We start from the raw sequence: 17,736 nt of genomic DNA, 5'->3' as shown, positions 1-17,736 counted from the left end.
GATATAGACACGGCATCCGGGGCTTCCGCTTCCAAGGTCCGGAAACTCGAACGACGGATTGATGATGCTGCGCTGTACTTGCGCAGTCACGGGCGCGGATATCGCGATCAGCGCTGCCGCATACATTCCACGCTGCATCATCCGGCGCAGGGAAATTCGCGCCGCACTCATCCATTCCATTGCGATCCCCCCGGACCTGTCCTATCCACGACTTTGCTCGGGCGGGAGTATAGGTACGGGATTTTCGCGATCGTGATGGATTCATCACGACTGTCGTCACTGAATCATTCGGAATTCGGGCGTCGTTCGCAGTTTCATCAACATGAATTCGCGCAGCCGCAATCCCGGCCGTTCGGCCGCGACATGCAACAACGCCCCCGCCGCGAGAATGGCCAGCGCGTACAACATGAACGCCGCGAAGCCATGCACGCGACCGTCGATCATCACGCTGACACCGTGCATCACCAGCTTGTGGCTGAGATACAGGCTGTAGGAGATCGCCGCGATCCAACCGGCACCCGGTGCGTGCCAACGACCGATCCAGCTGTCGCGTTCGGCGGCTGCGAATACCAGCAATCCGAACGACAGCGCCAACAGCGGCCAACCGATGCTGTTGGCGAGCAAGCCGTCACGTTGCGCGTGCAGCCAGAACGACACCACGACGCCGACGAGTCCGATCAGCAACGCGACATTCGCCTGCGAACGCAGGCGCAACCACCACTGCGGCCGAAACACCTTCATCGCGGCCAGTGCGACGCCGACCAGCAAGCCATCGAGGCGGCACCACGTCGGGTAGTAGAGATCTTCGATGAACCAGTTGCGATCCGGCTTCAATGCATCGTCGTGCAGCCAGATCGCGCTGCGCAGGGCGATCCCACCCAGCAGCACGAAGGCGATCGTCGCGATCACCAGCAAGGTGGAATTCCGCCGGAACAGCCCCATCGCCAGCAACGGGAACAGCAGGTAGAAATGTTCTTCCACGCACAGCGACCACGCGTGCGAGAACGCCGCATGCGCGTTGTAATCGACGTCGAGGTTGTAGATGAACGCCGCGAATTTCCACCATGGCTCCATGCCGTCCACTTCGCGCCACGACGGCAACAGCACGTAGATCGCCAGCACCACCCAGAACGCCGGCAGGATGCGGAAGGCACGGCGCAGGTAGAAATCGCCGAAGCCGAGCCGGCCGTGATCGCGCAACCGCTGCAGCACTTGGCTGCCGATCAGGTAGCCACTGAGCACGAAGAAGATGTCGACGCCCATCCATCCGTATTTCGACAGCCAGCTCCAGTCGTCGCCGAGTCCACCGACGATGAAACTGTGGAACAGCATCACCCAGACGATGGCGATGGCACGCAGCAGGTCGAGCCCGGGCATCCGCGTCATGCGAAGCCACCGTGGGAAGTCATGGGGCATCCATATTGGGACATTCAGGCAAAATTGTCCAAAAAGGGTATATTGGACCTTTCCCTCGCTGGAATGCCGCCATGTCTGCCGCCCTTGCCCTGAAGTCGCTGGAGTCCCTGCCGCGCACGCCGGCTTCGGACGTGAAGAAGCTGGGCTGGCGCGGGATGATGAAGGCCATGGCCCGCAACGGCCAGGTGCTGGTCACCAACCACGACGAGCCCGAGGCGGTGATCCTGCCGGTGGAGGAGTACGCCGCCATTCTGGAAGTCTTGCGCGAGATGTCCGCACGCGACGAGGCGATGCTGGATAACCTGCGCCGCAAGTACGACGAGCGCCTGAAAGTCCTGCAAACCCCGGAAGCGCGCGAAAAGATCCGCACGATCCTGCGTCGGACACTGAAACTCGATGGCCAGGTGATTGCCGGCGAAGGGCACTGATCGAAAATGGCACGTCCGTTCCTGTATGTGCTGGCAGGCGTCAATGGCGCCGGCAAGAGTTCTCTGGGCGGTCACGCACTGCGCCAAATCGGCATCGAATGGTTCAACCCCGATACGTTTGCGCGAGACTTGCGCGAAGCCACTGGAAGTCCACCGGAAGACGCCAATGCAGCGGCGTGGCACGAGGGTGTGCGGCAGCTGGACGCAGCCATCGCCAATGGCACGAGCTACGCTTTTGAAACCACATTGGGCGGCAATACCATCGCGCGCAAACTGCGTGAAGCCTCGGCGACCCATGACGTGTTGATGTGGTTCTGCGGACTGGATTCGCCAGAACACCACGTCGAACGCGTGCGCCTGCGTGTAAGCCGTGGCGGCCATGACATTCCCGAGACAAAAATCCGCGAACGCTATGTCTCATCCATCGCGAATCTGACTGCGCTATTGCCGCAGTTGGCGCAATTGCAGGTCTACGACAACAGCACCGATGCCGCACCAGGATCGCCCGTCGCGGACCCGCGCCTGCTGCTGCAGATGGAGCATGGCCGCATCACTTGGCCGACGCATGCACGCGCCCTGCGCGACACCCCCGACTGGGCAAAACCGATCCTGGAAACGGCGCTGTCTCAGGTCGAAAGCGGCGCGTCGTCCAGATAGGTGTAGGCGGTGAGCCCGGATTCCAACGCGTGCTGGAGGCGTTCGGCTTCGCCCGGCGACAGGTCGGCGGCTTCGACGCGCGCGCGATAGACGCGACGCAGGTCATCGAGCTTGTAGCCGACGTAGTCGAGCATGACATCGGTGGTGTCGCCGCGACGTTGCTGGGTGATTACGCAATCGCCACCATTGACGCGCACTTCCACCGCGTCGGTATCGCCGAACAGATTGTGGATGTCGCCGAGGATTTCCTGGTAGGCGCCGATCAGGAAGAAGCCGAGCCGGTATGACTCGCCCGACCTCAGTTCGTGCAGCGGCAGCGAACTGTCGAGATCTTCGTTCTCGACATAGGTGTCGATCTTGCCATCGGAATCACAGGTGAGGTCGCAGATCACGCCGCGGCGCAGCGGCGCTTCGTCGAGACGCTCGATCGGCGCGATCGGGAACACCTGATCGATCGCCCACACGTCCGGCATCGATTCGAACACGCTGAAGTTGACGAAATACTTGTCGACCAGACGCTCATTGAGTTCATCGAGCAGGTCGCGATGGCTCTTTTCGTCATAGGTCAGGCGCGATTTCACTGCATGTGCGATGGCGTAGAACAGATCATCGATGCGTGCGCGCTGGACCAGATCGATTTGCCCGAGTGCGTACAGGCTCAAACCTTCGGCATGCGATTGCGCGGCCTCGTGGAACACTTCCACCGCCGGCCGCGTCGCCAGTTCGCCATGCAGATCGCGCAGGTCGCGCACCGGCTGCGATTCGTCGTCGTTCTGCGGCGGCACCCGGCCTTCCGGCGCCTGCTCCACTTCCGAGACGTTCGCCACCAGCACCGCGTGGTGCGCGGTCATCGCGCGGCCGCATTCGGTGATGATGCGCGGCTGCGGCAGGTCGTTCTGTTCGCAGGCCTGCGCCAGCGGCTGCACGATGCTCGATGCGTAATGATGCAGGCCGTAGTTGACCGAGTTGTAGCTGCGCGAACGCGTGCCTTCGTAATCGACGCCGAGGCCGCCACCGACATCGACGTAATCGATCTTGGCGCCCAGCTTCGACAGTTCGACGAAATAGCGCGTCGCTTCGCGCATGCCGTTGGCGATGTCACGGACGTTGGAAATCTGCGAGCCCATGTGGAAGTGCAGCAGCTGCAGGCAATCGCCGATGCCGGCATCGCGCAGCTGCTTCCACAGGTCGAGGACCTGGCGCGGGTTCAAGCCGAACTTGGCCTTGTCGCCACCGGAGTTCTGCCACTTGCCGGCGCCCAGCGACGCCAACCGCATGCGCACGCCGAGGCCCGGCGTCACGCCCAGCGCCTGCGATTCCTCCAGCACCAACTTCAGCTCGGAGGGCTTCTCGATGACGATGAAGGTCTGCAGCCCGAGCTTGCGACCGATCAGCGCGAGACGGATGTATTCGCGATCCTTGTACCCGTTGCAGACGATCACGCCACCCGGACGCGACAACGCCAGCACCGCCATCAGTTCCGGCTTGCTGCCGGCTTCCAGCCCGAAACCTTCGCCCGCGTGCGAGGCCAGCGTGCCGGCGACACCCGCATGCTGATTGACTTTGATCGGGTACACCGCGGTGTAACCGCCGCGGTAATCCCAATCCGTCTGAGCCTGCGCGAACGCCCCCTGCAACTTGCCGAGGCGATCGCCGAGGATGTCGGGGAAACGCACCAGCAGCGGCAGGTGCGCGCCGTTGGCGAGCGCGCGATCGACCACCTCGGACAGCGCGGCTTGCGGACCGCCGGCGCCCTTGGGCCGCACCACGATCCGGCCCTGCGCATCGACGTCGAAATAGCCGTCCGACCAGTGCGGGATCGAATAGGTCTTGCGGGCGAGGTCGAGGGACCAGGTCATTTCAGGCAGGCCGGACGGGGAAAACGGGCGGATAGTGTAGTCGGAGCCCGGCAAAACGCCGCCACAACGGTGTTGCGGCGGTCATTGCAACGACGCCGACAGTGCCCATATTGGCTGCATGGACCAACCAACCTCGGGTTTTCCGCCGTCCCCCGCCGCCGCCCGCGAGACTTCGCCCCAGTGGTCAAACGGCCGTTTCCGCAACAAAGTGCCTGCGCCGCCGACGATCAATCGCGAAAACCGCACCACGCTGTGGGACTTCTTCTTCAACAAGCCGAAGGACACCGTGCCGCACGGGAGCATCCCGGTGCAGGCGATCACCCGCGCCGATCTTGACGCCGCGCCCGATCACAGCCTGTGGCGCTTGGGGCACTCGACCGTGCTGATGAAGCTGGGCGGTGCGTTCTTCCTCACCGATCCGGTGTTCAGCAAGCGCGCCTCGCCGGTGCAGTGGTTCGGGCCACGCCGTTTCCATGCGCCACCAATTGCGATCAAGGACCTGCCGCCGATCCGCGCGGTGATCCTCTCGCATGATCACTACGATCACCTCGACAAGGCCGCGATCCGCAAACTCGCGCCGAAGGTGCAGGATTTCATCACCACGCTCGGGGTCGGCCAACGCTTGATCGAATGGGGCGTGCCTGCGGCGAAAGTGCACGAATTCGACTGGTGGCAGGAAACAGCGGTGGGCGATGTCCGCCTCGCCTGCACGCCGGCGCAGCATTTTTCCGGACGCGGATTGCGCGATGGCAATTCGACGCTGTGGTGTTCGTGGGTGATCGCGCATGGCGATCGCAAGATCTTCTTCAGTGGCGATGGCGGCTACTTCGACGGTTTCCGCGAAATCGGCCGGCGCTACGGGCCGTTCGACCTCAGCCTGATGGAAGACGGCGCCTACAACGCGGCGTGGCCCTATGTGCACATGGCGCCGGAACAGAGCGTGCAGGCGCATGTCGATCTCGGTGCGAACGTGATGCTGCCGATCCACAACGGCACCTTCGACCTGTCGATGCATGCGTGGTTCGATCCCTTCGAACGCGTGACCGCACTGGCACGCGAACGCGGCCTGCGCCTCGCCACGCCGCGCATCGGCCAGCGCATCGATATCGGCGATCCGCCACCGGCCGAAGCGTGGTGGCGCGGGGTGGATGGGCCTGTCATCACGCCGACCGCTCCAGCCCGGTAAAATCGCCGGCCTGATATAGCCGATCTGGCGGAGCCTGCAGCAGATGACCGAGTCCAACTGGCATTACGAACCCTTCGAACCGACCGGTTCGGCCATCGGCTTCCGCATTACCCGCAAGCTCGACGAGGTGCAATCGCCGTTCCAGAAGATCGAGATCTTCGAGTCGACCGATTGGGGCAACCTGATGCTGATCGACGGCGCGATGATGCTCACCACCGACGACAATTTCTTCTACCACGAGATGATCGCGCATCCGGTGCTGTTCACCCACCGCGATCCCAGGCGCGTGGTGATCATTGGTGGCGGCGATTGCGGCACCTTGCGCGAAGTGCTGAAGCACAAGGGCGTGGCGAAAGCGACCCAGTGCGACATCGACGAACAGGTCACGCGCATGGCCGAGAAGTATTTCCCGGAACTGTGCGAATCCAATCATGATCCGCGCGCGGAACTGCTGTTCGACGACGGCCTCGCCTACGTCAAGAATCTCCCCGAAAACAGCGTCGACGTCATCATCGTCGATTCCACCGATCCCATCGGCCCGGCGGAAGGCTTGTTCAACGCCGAATTCTTCGCCGACTGCGGTCGCGCATTGAAGGACGACGGCCTGCTGGTGCAGCAGTCGGAATCACCAATCAAACTGCTTGGCCTGATCAACCAGATGCGCGATGAAATGCGCAAGGCCGGCTTCACCACGTTCCAGACGTTGCCATTCCCGCAGCCGTGCTATCCCACCGGCTGGTGGAGCGTGACGATGGCGCGCAAGGCCGGCGGTTTCGATTTCCGCGAGGCCGATTCCGCGGCGAAGACGTTCGACACCAAGTACTACACCGCCGACATCCATCGCGGCGCGGCCTCGTTGCCGCCGTTCGTGAAAGCCGCGCTGAAGGATTGATCGAACTACAGCGCGTCGGCGTCCAGTTCGCCGGTGCGGATGCGCACCACGCGGTCGAGATCCCACACGAAGATCTTGCCGTCGCCGATCTTGCCGGTGCCGGCGGCCTTCATGATCGCCTCGATCGCGGCCTCGGCCTGGTCGCCGGGCACGGCGATTTCCAGCTTCAGCTTGGGCAGGAAATCGACCACGTATTCGGCGCCGCGATAGAGCTCGGTGTGGCCCTTCTGGCGACCGAAGCCCTTGACCTCGGTCACGGTGATGCCGGCCACGCCGACATCGGCCAGCGCCTCGCGCACGTCATCGAGTTTGAACGGCTTGATGATCGCCATCACCATTTTCATGCACGACCTCCGGGTATCCTTGGTGACAGCTTAGCGCGTGGCCCCGGATTTTTCCGAGGTCCAGGCGCGGCAGTCGCCGATGGGCGTGGCGAGGACGCTGCGCGACGCTGGCGACACGTACCCACGGAGCACGCCATGATCGACCTCAGCCAACTCGACGACCTCGCCCGCCGCCTCAGCAACCTGGTGCCGCAAAGCCTGCGCGACAGCCGCGAGGAACTGCAGCAGAACTTCAAGTCGGTGCTGCAGGCCGGCCTCGGCCGGCTCGATCTGGTGACCCGCGAGGAATTCGACGTCCAGCGCGCGGTGCTGTTGCGCACCCGCGAGAAGCTGGATGCGCTGGAACGCCAGGTCGCCGAGCTGGAAAGCGCGCGGACCCGCGGCGCCGGCACCCAGCACTGACCCGCGGCTGATTCGCCATGCAACTCGCGCTTGCGCACAGCCGTGCGCGGGTCGGTGTGTCCGCGCCCGCTGTCACCGTGGAAGTGCATCTGGCCGGTGGCTTGCCGCGGATGTCGGTGGTCGGATTGCCGGAAGCCGCCGTCCGCGAAGCCAAGGACCGCGTCCGTGCGGCGATTTCCTGCGCGCAGATGGAATTTCCCAGTCGCAATATCACCGTCAATCTCGCGCCTGCCGATCTGCCCAAGCACGGTGGTCGCTTCGACCTGCCGATCGCGCTCGGCATCCTCGCTGCCGCCGGAGAGATCCCGCAGGACGCATTGAACGAAGTCGAATGCATCGCCGAACTCGGACTCACCGGCGAACTGCGTCCGGTCGATGGCGTGCTGCCGGCGGCGTTGGCCGCGCAGGCGCAGGGACGCCGGCTGATCGTCGCGCCCGGCAACGCCGCCGAAGCCGCGCTCGCGCGCAATGCCCAAGTCCACGTCGCGCGCACGCTGTCGGAAGTTTGCGCGATGCTGCAGGGACACACCGCGCTGCCGCGCGCCTGCGCCGATGCCGATATCGCCGGAACCTATCCCGATCTTGCCGACGTGCGCGGCCAGCAACACGCGCGCCGTGCCCTGGAGATCGCCGCGGCCGGTGGTCACCATCTGCTGTTCACCGGTTCGCCCGGCTGCGGCAAGAGCCTGCTGGCGGCGCGCCTGCCTGGCATCCTGCCGGAAGCGAGCGAACAGGAAGCGTTGGAGTCGGCGACGCTGGCGTCGATCAGCGGACGCGGTTTCGATGCAGCACGCTGGCGCCAGCGTCCGTTCCGCTCACCCCACCATTCCTCGAGCGCTGTCGCATTGGTCGGCGGCGGCAGCGATCCGCGTCCCGGCGAGATTTCGCTGGCCCACAATGGCGTGCTCTTCCTCGACGAACTCAGAAGATTCGAAGGATCCCGTCCCCGGCCATTCAGCCTCGAAATCCAACTCTAACTCTTTGTTCTGAAAGAAGTTTAGCGTCGTTTTAGAGGTTGGTTCCAGGGTGGGAAATACGCCTTGAGGGCACATGATTGACATTCATCCGCCTGAGGTAGTCAGTGCGGTTTGAATCGCCAATTTTGGATATCGCGACTGTGTGCTATCGCCTTTGTCATGCACACACACCACCACCACCCCGGGGCTGCGTCTAGGCCCACCCGACTCCGTTGGAGGCGCTCGCCATGACCGCCACCATTCTCCCTTTTGGACAAGCTCCGCTGGCCCAAGCTGCCAACGAAGTCCCGGTCCCGACCCCGGAAGAGGCGCGGGAAGAGCGCCGTCGGCGTGCCCGAAAGGCCAAGCAACCGACGGTCCTACCTCTCCAACGTCCACCCCGGGATCTCACCGAGGCAGAGATGAAGCTCCAAACCCAGATGCTGGATGGGTATTTCGTCGGCCATCGCGGGGCCCGGCGGCACACGGCCAAAACGGTCCAACGCGACCGTCGGCATGCGGAAGAATTCCTGGCCTATGCCGGCCAGCCGATCTGGGCCTGTACGTCAGACGACTTCGAATCGTGGTGCTCCCATCTGAGCGCCGAACGCAAGTTGAAGTCGAAGACCCAGCGTGGCATGCAAACGGCCGTCTCGACGCTCTACGACTACCTGGTCACCAACCGGAACTGGCAAAACCAGGTGCATGCCCTCTGCGGGGAACGCATCGAACAGGTCGTGACCGTCGAAAACCGCATTGTCCATGTCACGGACGACGGCGAGGTGACCGAGCGTTACCACATGGATGCGCAAGAACTGGACGCCTTCTTCCGGATGATCGACATCCTCATCGAAATCGCAGGTGGCGAGCGGAAACGGCTCCTCAAGACCTTGCAGCGTGACAAAGCCATGTTCTGTACGTACTACGCCTATGGCCTGCGATTGAGCGAGGGACACAAGCTCGATATGACGAGCTTCAGGAAGAACCCTGATCTCCCTGAACTCGGTCGCTATGGATTTGCTGGCGTATACGGCAAAGGGAGCCGGGGCAGTGGCCCCAAATTCCGGATGGCACCACCAATCACCCCAGCAATCCCGTCGATCCTGGATTGGTATCTGGAGGAGATCCGGCCGAAATTCGCGGTCTTGCCTGGCCACGAATCCGCCATGTGGTTGTCCGAGGTTGGCAAGCGTCTCTGCCGCGCATCGATTTGGGGCCGCTACAAGTTCCTGATCCGTACGTGTGGTCTCGATGAAAAACTCTTCTCGACACATGGACTGCGGCACATGTTCGCGTCCCATCAGAGCGAAGCCGATGTCCCCATGCAATTCACCTCCAAGAGCATGGGCCACGTGCATGGATCTACCACCGCACGCTACACCCACCTCTCGGACAAATTCTTACGGAATGTCGCTGTCAATGTGATTCGCCGCGACTTGTACAGGGAGGACGAGACATGACTCGGGCACACGTCACTCGCCGTCATCGCGGAATTGCCAAGGCCCCGCTTTCGACACACACACTGCAGCGGACATCCGCGCCTGACGAGATTCCTATCACCTCCAAAACCGTGGGATACGAATTCGTATCCACGACTGCGCACTACACCCGCCTTCCGGTTGAGTTCTTGCGAAAGATCGCTACCGAGGTGATTCGCTGCAGTCTGCAAACGGAGGACGACGCATGAGTCCGGCGCGCGCCAGTGTTCAATGGTCCCTCCGTAATCTCCTCGAGCAGAACGCGCAGTTCACCATCGCCGAGTTGGTCAGGCAAATTGAACTCGACGGAGACTATCCGCAAACCCGCAAGCAGGTGACGCGTCTTCTCGGACAATCGCCGGAAACCGTCCCGATCCTGTTGATCGGATCGCTGTGCAGGATTCTCAAATGCACGCCAAACGATCTCTTTGGATGGACACCGCCCGATAACGTCGTCGATCTGAACCCGGGAATGACGGCATTCACTGCCGAGGCGCGCAAGCGTGCGGTTGCAGGCGGCGTTTCAGACTCTGTCGACTTGCCCGACGGGATCGCACCACTGGATCCAAATCTGAGGGGAAAGGTCGTGGGCCCCTCCATGCGCGCCATGGCGCCGCATCAAGCAGGTCGAGACCCCACCAAGGGAGAGACGAAATGACTGATTTCCCATGTACAGCCTGCACCGAGGAAATGGGGGCTTATCGTGCCCGCAAGGGATATCAACTGTGTCGGAAGTGCTACTACAAACAGACCGAGCATTTGACATGCTCAAAGTGCGGTCGATTGACGAGAATCTTGCCGACTGCCAATCCAAAACTGTGCGGCCGCTGTATCAATGCTGCCCTCTATGAAGGAAAGACCTGCAAGCGCTGCGGCCGAGAAACCCTGCCGCACAAGCGGACCACTTACGCTGATGGCACCCTCGCGTGTAGCGCATGCGCTGTTCAACTTGCGCCACCAAAAGAGTGCCACTACTGCAAGAAGGTCAGCATTCGCGTCTGGCGCGACTTAAAGCTCGGCTTCACCGAGCCCGCCTGTCCACAATGCCGGAGCACCCGGAATACCACGCCACTCTGCGCGGGGTGCCGGCGTCCGCGAAATGCCGAAGGATTTCGGGACGGCAAACCTTATTGCAAAGACTGCCTGCCGACTGGGCACCCACCTGTCATCGTTTGCGTCACCTGCGGAAAAACGAAATACGGCTTTAGCAAGACGCAATGCGAGGATTGCGCGTGGGAAGCGAGCCATCTCAGGCTTCTTCACACCCTCAAGCCTCAACTTCAATCGGTCTGGGCTCGTGCCCTTTTTGAGTCCTATCACTATGAGGCGCGCATCAAGACTTTGCGTGGACCTTGGCGCAACGCGCTGAAACGGGATATCGCAGCATTTCAGGATCTCGAATCTGTCTTTTCGTCTGCGGAGGAGCTCTCAGGCGTCTTGATCGTTCGACGGCTCGGACATCAGTTCTCGAAAAAGTACCGCCGAGTGATGTCGTTTCTCTCCTACATGGGCTACGTCGTGCTGGATGATGACCCAGACTTTGGCCTTGAACTTGCAATCAGCAGAATCCGAGCGCTGTCGACTGACGACGTTCCCTGGATTCAGGCTGTCACACAAGACTTCATCGGATACCTGCTGGAGACGAGGAAGAAAGCCAATGTACAGCGCCGCACCCAGCGGTTGGTACGCATGGCGAAAAGTATCGAATCAGCGGTGCGCACTGCGATCCGACTTCTTCGCTATTGCGCGAACAATCACGGCGCTGAAAGCGTCCAGGACATCACGCAAGAAATGTTTGAGATGGCCCTTGCCGACAAGCTGCATTCATTTGCATCTGGCGCCTTCCTGCGCTATCACCACAAACGGAAGCTGTCGTTTCACAAGCTCCATCGCGTCAAGGTTCCGGCGCCTCCCATCCCCACGCATCTTGTCTACTCTGAAGAAGAGCGCAACCACTTTCTTTCCCTCTTCCAGGCTACGAATGACCCACGAAAGAACCATTGGGCACTGATTGCCCAGCTCAATTTGATCTATGCGCAGACCATCTTCGATCTCGTTCAACTCGAAAGATCCAATGTCCGCGAAGCGGACGAGGGGTATGAAATTCGTTTTTCGAAGGTGTTCATCCCTCTCGACGAGTCCATCGTGCCATCGATGCAGCGGTGGATGACACAACGCCGAGAGCGCGGTGCATTCGACGAACAGAACACCAGCCGCTATTTGTTCCCAGGCACACGCTCTGGAACCCACATTCAATCCACGGCATTTCAAAATTACCGAAATCTCCACGGCTATGACGCTCGGCGTGGTCGAGTGACGGCCATGGCCAATCTTGTTCTGGGAGGGATTGCAAACCCGCGCATACTCCAAGACCTATTTGGGATCAGCCAAAGCCGCGGTCACATGTACATCGAGCAGCTCGGAGCGTCCCAGCAGCGTGTTGCCGGCCATGTCATGAGGCGCTATGGGCACCAATGATCTTTGGTATGCCTATCTGATTCGTTGCGAAACGAATCGCCTCTACGCCGGCGTTTCATGCGATGTGGTTGCTCGGTACAAGCAACACAAAAGTGGTCACGGCGCACTATTTACCCGTCTTTTCACTCCCATCGAACTGATTGGGGCCATTCCCGTCGGCTCACGCACGTACGCTCAACGCTTCGAAAAACAGGTCAAAGCCTGGAAGCCCCGGCGAAAGCTTCAACTGTTTGAACAGTTTGGCCTGGTTAATTCGCAGCAAGGGGATGATGAAATAGATCGCGTCCATAGCATTGTGGATTTGAAGTTCCGTGAGATTCGCCTTGATTGCCACCTTGTGCTCTTCGTAAGCGCATTCGCGCACATGCCATTGGACAGCGCTTATGCGGTTTTGGAGATTGATCCCACTCTATTTGAAGAAATTGTCGTTAGAAGTCAGAAATTCACAGCCCTTATCCAGGCCGCATTTCATCTAAATTCACCTTATTCACACACTCATGATGCACATGCAAGGATCACCTGACCTAAATACAACCGAGGCATACACCACCAACGGAGACACGCCATGAATAAAGATTTGGAAGCACTCACTTTTATCCGGGCCGGTTGGTACATCAGCTATATGAATTACTGCGCGACTGGCGAGGGAGTCACTTCTATCATCGCAGTAAGTGGAAGCGCCGAACGCTCTGAGAAATTACTCAAATATCAACTCCCAGGATACTTTCATCCACACATCGTTACGGCGCCTATCGATGCCTATGCCGATATGGAGGTTGCAAAAATGATCGAATGGATCCCGGACGCCGCCAAGAGAATTTTGCAGCAAATTCCTCCGGCATCAGGCGAATACGTTGCCCATCTCCACTACAACTTATCCTGATCGATTGTGACCAAGTCCCTCGTGAAGCATGGTCATGACAAAAATCATGCGTTGGTAAACGTGTAACAGTGATCCCAGCACATGCGACGTTTCGAAGGGTATTGACTAAAAATTGCATCCAAGAGGATTCGCCATGACCATGCCTGATGAAAGAACCAGAGCGCTTCTATGGGCCGGCGGCTTTCTGATTGAACTTGCTCGAGACAACCGCTTGCCTCTCGACATACGCCGTCACGCGGTAGTTATCGCACGGCATTTTCCAACTATCGAAGACGTTTCGGCCCTGGCTCTATTCCGATATTCGTCCGGGCCAGCTATTGGGCTAGCGCTCCCCGATGAGGTACCTTTCTGGGCAAAAGACTGCCGGTATGGCCCCTTGAGCCATTCTACGCGGCTTGCTTGGCCGACAGGCTAGTTATCGTCAGTTAGTAGCGCTGTAAGAGGGCAATTGATATTTCTCTTCGTTTAATAACTCGACTTTACGAGCTACTTGCCCCTAATCAGTTTCACTGGAAACTATTTTTTCTGATTCGCATGACCACCACCTAGCTCAATGCCCCAGTCCGCCAACGTAGGCTTTCGATCGGCAATAGGTGAACGCAACTTCTTGAAATCCGCCTTAGTAACCCCTTTCAGGAGTTCCTCAAGTTTGGGTATAGAACTTTTCTTGATGATGCGTGGTTTCATAGCATGCTGTCTGCGTTTGCATGAGTTGCACAGTGAGCGCTTAGTCTTGGCGTGCCACCCTACCTATTGCTATTATAAACGTGAGCTGGCTGTGCAGCACCCGGTTCCATCTAGCTCTAGAAAACGTCCAATTGCACCCTCCCGGAAAAATCGACAGTCAATAGGTGTTGAGATCTTTCGCTCGTAGGTTTAGCCGAGCAGCTGCCGACTCAATCGATAAGTTATTGATTTAAAATGGTTGCTTTGAAAAATTGGCAACCCCTGTCGATATGCTGACGCCATCGTCATTTCAGCATACGGTACGCCGTTATCGGTCGCCGGCTCTGAAGTGCTGTCTGTTGGCATCCAAGGGCCTGCCCGAAACCTGGCCGTTGATGTCAAAGGCCAACTTTTAACAGCAATTGACTACAGCTGCCCGGCTTCCTTCAGCAGACGCCAGCCTTCCGTGCCTAGGCCTACAGCCAATTTCTCGAGCGTGTCCAGACGCATCGTCTTTCGTCCCCGCTCAATTGAGCCGTAGTAATTGCGATGCATACCTACCTGTTCCGCAAATGCCTCTTGGCTGACGCCTAAGGCTTCGCGACGGCGGCGGATCACCAAGCCAATACGTTCTGGGAGCGGCGGACTCATGGTGCCACCCTAGAAATTTACCACCTAAAGCTCTACAGTCTTTTCGGTGGGACACCTTTAGGCGTGTTTGGAGGAGGCGCGATGAAGAAGGGCATGATTCTGTTGTCTTTGGCACTGTTTACCGGCCGGATATCAGCACAGCAAATAGAGAGTTCAGCACTCATATTCATAGGGCCAGGCGATAACCTGAATCTGAACGATGACATTGGCTGCGGCATGTCTTTTGGCTTCGTCACGGTTGCTGACAATGTCCATGGGACACGTTCGGGACAAATTCAACTTAAGGGGCCAAACTTAATTGGCGTATGGACTTTCAATGGCTCCGCCGATGAGAGCACAGGGAAAGGCACCAAACAAGAATTTAGAAAAACGGTAAATCGGAATCAAAGTACGTGCACCCTAACGCTTGTCCCAAACGGAGCGCCCGAGCGTTACAAGAAGGGCGGACTAGTCAATATTTGGCCGGAACCAGAGTTTCTACCAATCAGTGTTTTGAAAGAGACCCCACAATTTCTATATGAGGTGAGCTACACATCCGAGTTCAAGAAGGAGGCTGTTTTGGCAAACTTCGACCGACTTACCGACAAGAACTGCTCTCACCACTATATCCAAAATCATCTTGGGGAAATTGATTCTTCGTATGGCGATGGCGTCTATTGCATCACGATCAACAATAAGCCTCGGCGCGCCCACCTCGAATGCGTCACATACCACGACGGCTCCAAATGTACTGTGACAACGCGCCTCGAATATGTACAGGTCGGAGATAAATTCGATGCAATTCAAGATGCCAAATATGTGCGGTCTGAAATTATCAAGATATTCAAAGACTGAAGTTCACACCGATGAGGCTGATCACTGCAACCAAGTCGAGCCGATCAACAAACTGACCCAATCATTAGTCTGACGTCGGCTTTCAACCGAGTTCTCCAATGGAATCGGCCAGCAGCCGACATTATAGGCCCCCATCACCGATAGGCATCTAGTTATACAATTACCTATTCTCTATATACGCAGACAATTCGTTATCTGAAATTGCTTCACGGTCTAACTCAGGAATCATGTCAGGTATGGGCGACTTTGGCCGCAAATCAGGCTCCGTAAACTCACCGGTATCAAGATATATCTGCAACGCAACGCTGAGCTTAATTATGTTGACCCACCTGTCATAAAGGTGCAAAAGCGCCAGCAGCTTCTTGGGCTCGATTGGAATTGGTAGATTGCCAGAATAACCATTCTTTTTTGAGTATTCGAACACTACCGATACTGTTTTAGTAACATTCGCCAAGCGAAACTTTTGAATCTCATGATTCAATGACGCCAATGCATCGAATACGCGAGTGCTAGCCACTTTATTTTTTTGGGCATCAAAATCAATAAATAAGGAAGACTTCAGGCAGTAATCGAGAACACGATCACTCACTTCGCTCCCCAGGAGATGAATTCCAAAAGTCGCGAGAAGACTCCATCGCTTTGGATTAACATCTATTGCACTTAAATTAAGACAGGCCTTCGAAATATTGTGCTCTTTGTAGAGATTCTGGACACTAATTTCTGGGTCGTATATTGCGCCACCCATCTTGCAAAGCAGAACCTTCAGATTCTCCCTGATCTCCAAAGACAATAGATGCTTTGTTGCTGCCTCTTCAAGGGGAGTATCACGAAAAATCTGGCTTTGGATGGCATCAGCAATATCCTTGAAAGACGAAAAGCTATACAACCAGTTCGCCGTTGGAAACTTTAGCGAATTATCTTCGAGAGCAGCCTTTGTATCTGTATTTCTGGATACTTCGTTAAGGAAGTTGATGATAAAATTTGCATTCTCAAATCTTTTCGATGGATGTTGAGCGATTGCTTTCACTTGCTCCGGAGCAAGATCGATTCCATCCAGATATTTAACAAGCTCACTTCTGCTCTCTTTTAGCTCCCATATTTCCGATCTAGCAAAGGCGAGAATTTTGAGCCTTCCCGCTTTATGAAGCTCATATGCAACGCGATACTCTTGCTGCGTAATGCTAATGCTTTGCTTTTTGTCATACCACCCTCCAACTCTTGCCCCAATGAGTAAGACGAAATAATCTGCTTGCCGGATGGCATCCAGGCACGCCTGATATGAATGCTTATCAAGATCCACTCGAAAATCTGGGTATTCTGATGCAAGAACGTTACATCCTTGCTGCTCAAGATAGAACTTGAGCGACGATCTAAGATCCTTGAAGTCAAATATTGTTGAAGAAATAAAAAAGGTTGGTTTTTTCAATGAGTACGCTCCTTGGCTAATCAACTATTTATATCCGGCACTATCGAATGCTATACCTCATCATGAGTCGTACATCAGTCTCGCCCATGAAAGATTAGGCGCTAAAAAAATTAGCCGTACGACTTTTCTTAATGACGAAGTCCGCTTCGGGCCGGAAGCAACCTGATCGTGCCGTCGACAACTTGATCATCACAGCTCGGTCAACTGACCCAGGCATCCCGGCGCGCACACCATATCCGCGATCGGCCCTCCCCCCATTCTGAAGACTTGATGTGCACGGACGCATAGTCGACGAGTTGTTAAAAGTTTGGTAAATATGAAGGGTTGTCGTGCAGCGAGCAAAATCAAGAGTCGGGGCACTTCTTGCGCGGCCGGCCACGCTTGAACGATCACTTTGGGAAGGAGCATTATGGAAGCAAAGGATATGTTGGCCGTCACGGCTGCCGTCGTGACGGCGATATTGGCTACCTCCAAGCTTGTCTCCGACAAGGAAGGCAAGATTTCCGATTTCAGAAAGGACTGGATCACTACCTTCAGAGCTGCGCTGGCCGAATGTTTGGGGGAGGCCCATGTCATTGCCGGTCGTATCAAAATTCGCATCAAACATATTGCGGCAGCACAGGGCATCCCGGAGGCTTCCGTGAAGCTCTCTCCCTTTGACCGTGAGAAGCTCGAGGGCGAGCTCATCGCGCATTGGAACAACTACCGCCGTTCCTATAGGGACGTACTATTGCACTTGAATTTTGCCGAAACGAGCGTCCAGCTGTTTTGCGAGCGTACAAACCCCCCGCAAACTAGAGGTCGTAGCCCAGAGGACATCTGGAGGCGCCTGAGCGACAATCCAAGAACGTTGGCAGAACGACTGTTGCTGGAAGCAAAGAAAAAGAGTCAGAAGCTAGATAGCTTGGAACAAGCGACTCCTGCCGCCATTGAGCTGGTGAGCGAACTCGATCAGCTACTGACCGGTATGCTCGGTGACTACGACAAGATGGGCACCGAAGGTGCTTACGAGAAGATCGACGAGAAGATCATGCGCGCCACATTACTAGGAAATCTGGTCATTAAACCGGAATGGAATCGAATCAAGCAAGGCGAAAAGATGCATCGTCGCGCCATCTTCATTGCCCATGTCGTTGTCGCAGTCGGCTTTGTCGGCCTGGTTTACGCGACGGTTCGCTAA

Annotated in this window: 19 protein-coding genes and 1 pseudogene; 14 read left to right on the top strand and 6 right to left on the bottom strand. The window is 57.5% G+C overall.

From position 1 onward, the window contains the following. Window positions 1-276: 276 nt before the first annotated feature. Entirely contained in the window at window positions 277-1,386 is a 1,110-nt protein-coding gene (locus tag Lysil_RS02610) for an acyltransferase family protein (protein ID WP_103074011.1), read from the bottom strand. A 101-nt stretch (window positions 1,387-1,487) separates the two neighbouring features. Between Lysil_RS02610 and Lysil_RS02605 the strand changes: the two genes are divergently transcribed. Then, window positions 1,488-1,844 (top strand): type II toxin-antitoxin system Phd/YefM family antitoxin, encoded by a 357-nt coding sequence (locus tag Lysil_RS02605; protein WP_103074010.1) that lies wholly within the window; start codon window positions 1,488-1,490, stop codon window positions 1,842-1,844. A gap of 6 nt (window positions 1,845-1,850) precedes the next feature. Then, on the top strand, window positions 1,851-2,501 hold the full coding sequence (locus tag Lysil_RS02600; protein ID WP_103074009.1) for an ATPase: 651 nt from the start codon (window positions 1,851-1,853) through the stop codon (window positions 2,499-2,501). Here Lysil_RS02600 and speA read toward each other — a convergent pair. Beyond that, window positions 2,471-4,360: an arginine decarboxylase gene (gene speA / locus Lysil_RS02595; RefSeq protein WP_103074008.1), complete on the bottom strand. Its 1,890-nt coding sequence runs from the start codon at window positions 4,358-4,360 to the stop codon at window positions 2,471-2,473. The two genes, Lysil_RS02600 and speA, sit on opposite strands and share 31 nt — an antisense overlap. A 118-nt stretch (window positions 4,361-4,478) precedes the next feature. Between speA and Lysil_RS02590 the strand changes: the two genes are divergently transcribed. Further along, a complete protein-coding gene (locus tag Lysil_RS02590; RefSeq protein WP_103074007.1) occupies window positions 4,479-5,546 on the top strand; it encodes an MBL fold metallo-hydrolase in 1,068 nt (355 codons plus the stop codon). A gap of 43 nt (window positions 5,547-5,589) precedes the next feature. Next, window positions 5,590-6,438, top strand: coding sequence for a polyamine aminopropyltransferase (gene speE / locus Lysil_RS02585; protein WP_103074006.1), 849 nt, complete (start codon window positions 5,590-5,592; stop codon window positions 6,436-6,438). Between the two features lie 5 nt (window positions 6,439-6,443). Here the strand turns inward: speE and Lysil_RS02580 are convergent, their stop codons facing one another. Next, a complete protein-coding gene (locus tag Lysil_RS02580) occupies window positions 6,444-6,782 on the bottom strand; it encodes a P-II family nitrogen regulator (RefSeq protein ID WP_103074005.1) in 339 nt (112 codons plus the stop codon). A 135-nt stretch (window positions 6,783-6,917) separates the two neighbouring features. Here Lysil_RS02580 and ubiK point away from each other — a divergent pair, with 135 nt between their 5' ends. From ubiK to Lysil_RS13630, 8 genes and pseudogenes are all read left to right on the top strand, one after another. Then, window positions 6,918-7,184: a ubiquinone biosynthesis accessory factor UbiK gene (ubiK, locus tag Lysil_RS02575; protein ID WP_103074004.1), complete on the top strand. Its 267-nt coding sequence runs from the start codon at window positions 6,918-6,920 to the stop codon at window positions 7,182-7,184. A gap of 17 nt (window positions 7,185-7,201) precedes the next feature. Beyond that, a pseudogene (locus tag Lysil_RS02570) lies at window positions 7,202-8,119 on the top strand (YifB family Mg chelatase-like AAA ATPase); the annotation flags it as partial. Between the two features lie 269 nt (window positions 8,120-8,388). Continuing rightward, the gene (locus Lysil_RS02565) at window positions 8,389-9,600 is read left to right on the top strand and encodes a tyrosine-type recombinase/integrase (RefSeq protein WP_103074002.1); all 1,212 of its coding nucleotides are present in this window, start codon (window positions 8,389-8,391) and stop codon (window positions 9,598-9,600) included. Window positions 9,601-9,823: 223 nt separating this feature from the next. Then, window positions 9,824-10,276 carry a helix-turn-helix domain-containing protein gene (locus Lysil_RS02560; RefSeq protein ID WP_103074001.1) on the top strand — a complete coding sequence of 151 codons (453 nt, stop codon included), beginning with the start codon at window positions 9,824-9,826 and terminating at the stop codon, window positions 10,274-10,276. Next, window positions 10,273-12,096 (top strand): hypothetical protein, encoded by a 1,824-nt coding sequence (locus Lysil_RS13115; RefSeq protein WP_129588340.1) that lies wholly within the window; start codon window positions 10,273-10,275, stop codon window positions 12,094-12,096. Before Lysil_RS02560 ends, Lysil_RS13115 begins: the two co-directional genes overlap by 4 nt. Continuing rightward, the gene (locus tag Lysil_RS02550; RefSeq protein ID WP_103073999.1) at window positions 12,083-12,619 is read left to right on the top strand and encodes a GIY-YIG nuclease family protein; all 537 of its coding nucleotides are present in this window, start codon (window positions 12,083-12,085) and stop codon (window positions 12,617-12,619) included. Before Lysil_RS13115 ends, Lysil_RS02550 begins: the two co-directional genes overlap by 14 nt. 42 nt (window positions 12,620-12,661) lie before the next feature. Further along, on the top strand, window positions 12,662-12,979 hold the full coding sequence (locus tag Lysil_RS02545) for a hypothetical protein (RefSeq protein ID WP_103073998.1): 318 nt from the start codon (window positions 12,662-12,664) through the stop codon (window positions 12,977-12,979). Window positions 12,980-13,112: 133 nt separating this feature from the next. Next, complete coding sequence (locus tag Lysil_RS13630) at window positions 13,113-13,394, top strand: BPSL0761 family protein (RefSeq protein WP_103073997.1); 282 nt, start codon at window positions 13,113-13,115, stop codon at window positions 13,392-13,394. Window positions 13,395-13,495: 101 nt separating this feature from the next. Here Lysil_RS13630 and Lysil_RS13350 read toward each other — a convergent pair whose 3' ends face one another. Next, on the bottom strand, window positions 13,496-13,666 hold the full coding sequence (locus tag Lysil_RS13350) for a hypothetical protein (RefSeq protein WP_165782360.1): 171 nt from the start codon (window positions 13,664-13,666) through the stop codon (window positions 13,496-13,498). A 405-nt stretch (window positions 13,667-14,071) separates the two neighbouring features. After that, window positions 14,072-14,296, bottom strand: coding sequence for a helix-turn-helix domain-containing protein (locus tag Lysil_RS02535; protein ID WP_103073996.1), 225 nt, complete (start codon window positions 14,294-14,296; stop codon window positions 14,072-14,074). Window positions 14,297-14,377: 81 nt separating this feature from the next. Between Lysil_RS02535 and Lysil_RS02530 the strand changes: the two genes are divergently transcribed. Beyond that, the gene (locus Lysil_RS02530; RefSeq protein ID WP_103073995.1) at window positions 14,378-15,130 is read left to right on the top strand and encodes a hypothetical protein; all 753 of its coding nucleotides are present in this window, start codon (window positions 14,378-14,380) and stop codon (window positions 15,128-15,130) included. A gap of 160 nt (window positions 15,131-15,290) precedes the next feature. On the opposite strand, the gene Lysil_RS02525 is transcribed toward Lysil_RS02530, so the two are convergent. Then, on the bottom strand, window positions 15,291-16,556 hold the full coding sequence (locus tag Lysil_RS02525; protein WP_165782359.1) for a DUF4062 domain-containing protein: 1,266 nt from the start codon (window positions 16,554-16,556) through the stop codon (window positions 15,291-15,293). A 409-nt stretch (window positions 16,557-16,965) separates the two neighbouring features. Here Lysil_RS02525 and Lysil_RS02520 point away from each other — a divergent pair, with 409 nt between their 5' ends. Then, a complete protein-coding gene (locus tag Lysil_RS02520) occupies window positions 16,966-17,736 on the top strand; it encodes a hypothetical protein (RefSeq protein WP_103073993.1) in 771 nt (256 codons plus the stop codon).

It is taken from the genome of Solilutibacter silvestris, from assembly GCF_002895945.1.
GTDB classification, from domain to species: Bacteria; Pseudomonadota; Gammaproteobacteria; order Xanthomonadales; family Xanthomonadaceae; genus Solilutibacter; species Solilutibacter silvestris.
Note: the sequence above shows the minus strand (reverse complement) of the source record. Positions and strands in the feature narration are given on the sequence as shown.

Coding starts and splice junctions, on each gene's coding strand:
- Lysil_RS02610 (WP_103074011.1), bottom strand. CDS start 1,386: ATGACGCGGATGCCCGGGCTCGACCTGCTGCGTGCCATCGCCATCGTC.
- Lysil_RS02605 (WP_103074010.1), top strand. CDS start 1,488: ATGTCTGCCGCCCTTGCCCTGAAGTCGCTGGAGTCCCTGCCGCGCACG.
- Lysil_RS02600 (WP_103074009.1), top strand. CDS start 1,851: ATGGCACGTCCGTTCCTGTATGTGCTGGCAGGCGTCAATGGCGCCGGC.
- speA (WP_103074008.1), bottom strand. CDS start 4,360: ATGACCTGGTCCCTCGACCTCGCCCGCAAGACCTATTCGATCCCGCAC.
- Lysil_RS02590 (WP_103074007.1), top strand. CDS start 4,479: ATGGACCAACCAACCTCGGGTTTTCCGCCGTCCCCCGCCGCCGCCCGC.
- speE (WP_103074006.1), top strand. CDS start 5,590: ATGACCGAGTCCAACTGGCATTACGAACCCTTCGAACCGACCGGTTCG.
- Lysil_RS02580 (WP_103074005.1), bottom strand. CDS start 6,782: ATGAAAATGGTGATGGCGATCATCAAGCCGTTCAAACTCGATGACGTG.
- ubiK (WP_103074004.1), top strand. CDS start 6,918: ATGATCGACCTCAGCCAACTCGACGACCTCGCCCGCCGCCTCAGCAAC.
- Lysil_RS02565 (WP_103074002.1), top strand. CDS start 8,389: ATGACCGCCACCATTCTCCCTTTTGGACAAGCTCCGCTGGCCCAAGCT.
- Lysil_RS02560 (WP_103074001.1), top strand. CDS start 9,824: ATGAGTCCGGCGCGCGCCAGTGTTCAATGGTCCCTCCGTAATCTCCTC.
- Lysil_RS13115 (WP_129588340.1), top strand. CDS start 10,273: ATGACTGATTTCCCATGTACAGCCTGCACCGAGGAAATGGGGGCTTAT.
- Lysil_RS02550 (WP_103073999.1), top strand. CDS start 12,083: ATGGGCACCAATGATCTTTGGTATGCCTATCTGATTCGTTGCGAAACG.
- Lysil_RS02545 (WP_103073998.1), top strand. CDS start 12,662: ATGAATAAAGATTTGGAAGCACTCACTTTTATCCGGGCCGGTTGGTAC.
- Lysil_RS13630 (WP_103073997.1), top strand. CDS start 13,113: ATGACCATGCCTGATGAAAGAACCAGAGCGCTTCTATGGGCCGGCGGC.
- Lysil_RS13350 (WP_165782360.1), bottom strand. CDS start 13,666: ATGAAACCACGCATCATCAAGAAAAGTTCTATACCCAAACTTGAGGAA.
- Lysil_RS02535 (WP_103073996.1), bottom strand. CDS start 14,296: ATGAGTCCGCCGCTCCCAGAACGTATTGGCTTGGTGATCCGCCGCCGT.
- Lysil_RS02530 (WP_103073995.1), top strand. CDS start 14,378: ATGAAGAAGGGCATGATTCTGTTGTCTTTGGCACTGTTTACCGGCCGG.
- Lysil_RS02520 (WP_103073993.1), top strand. CDS start 16,966: ATGGAAGCAAAGGATATGTTGGCCGTCACGGCTGCCGTCGTGACGGCG.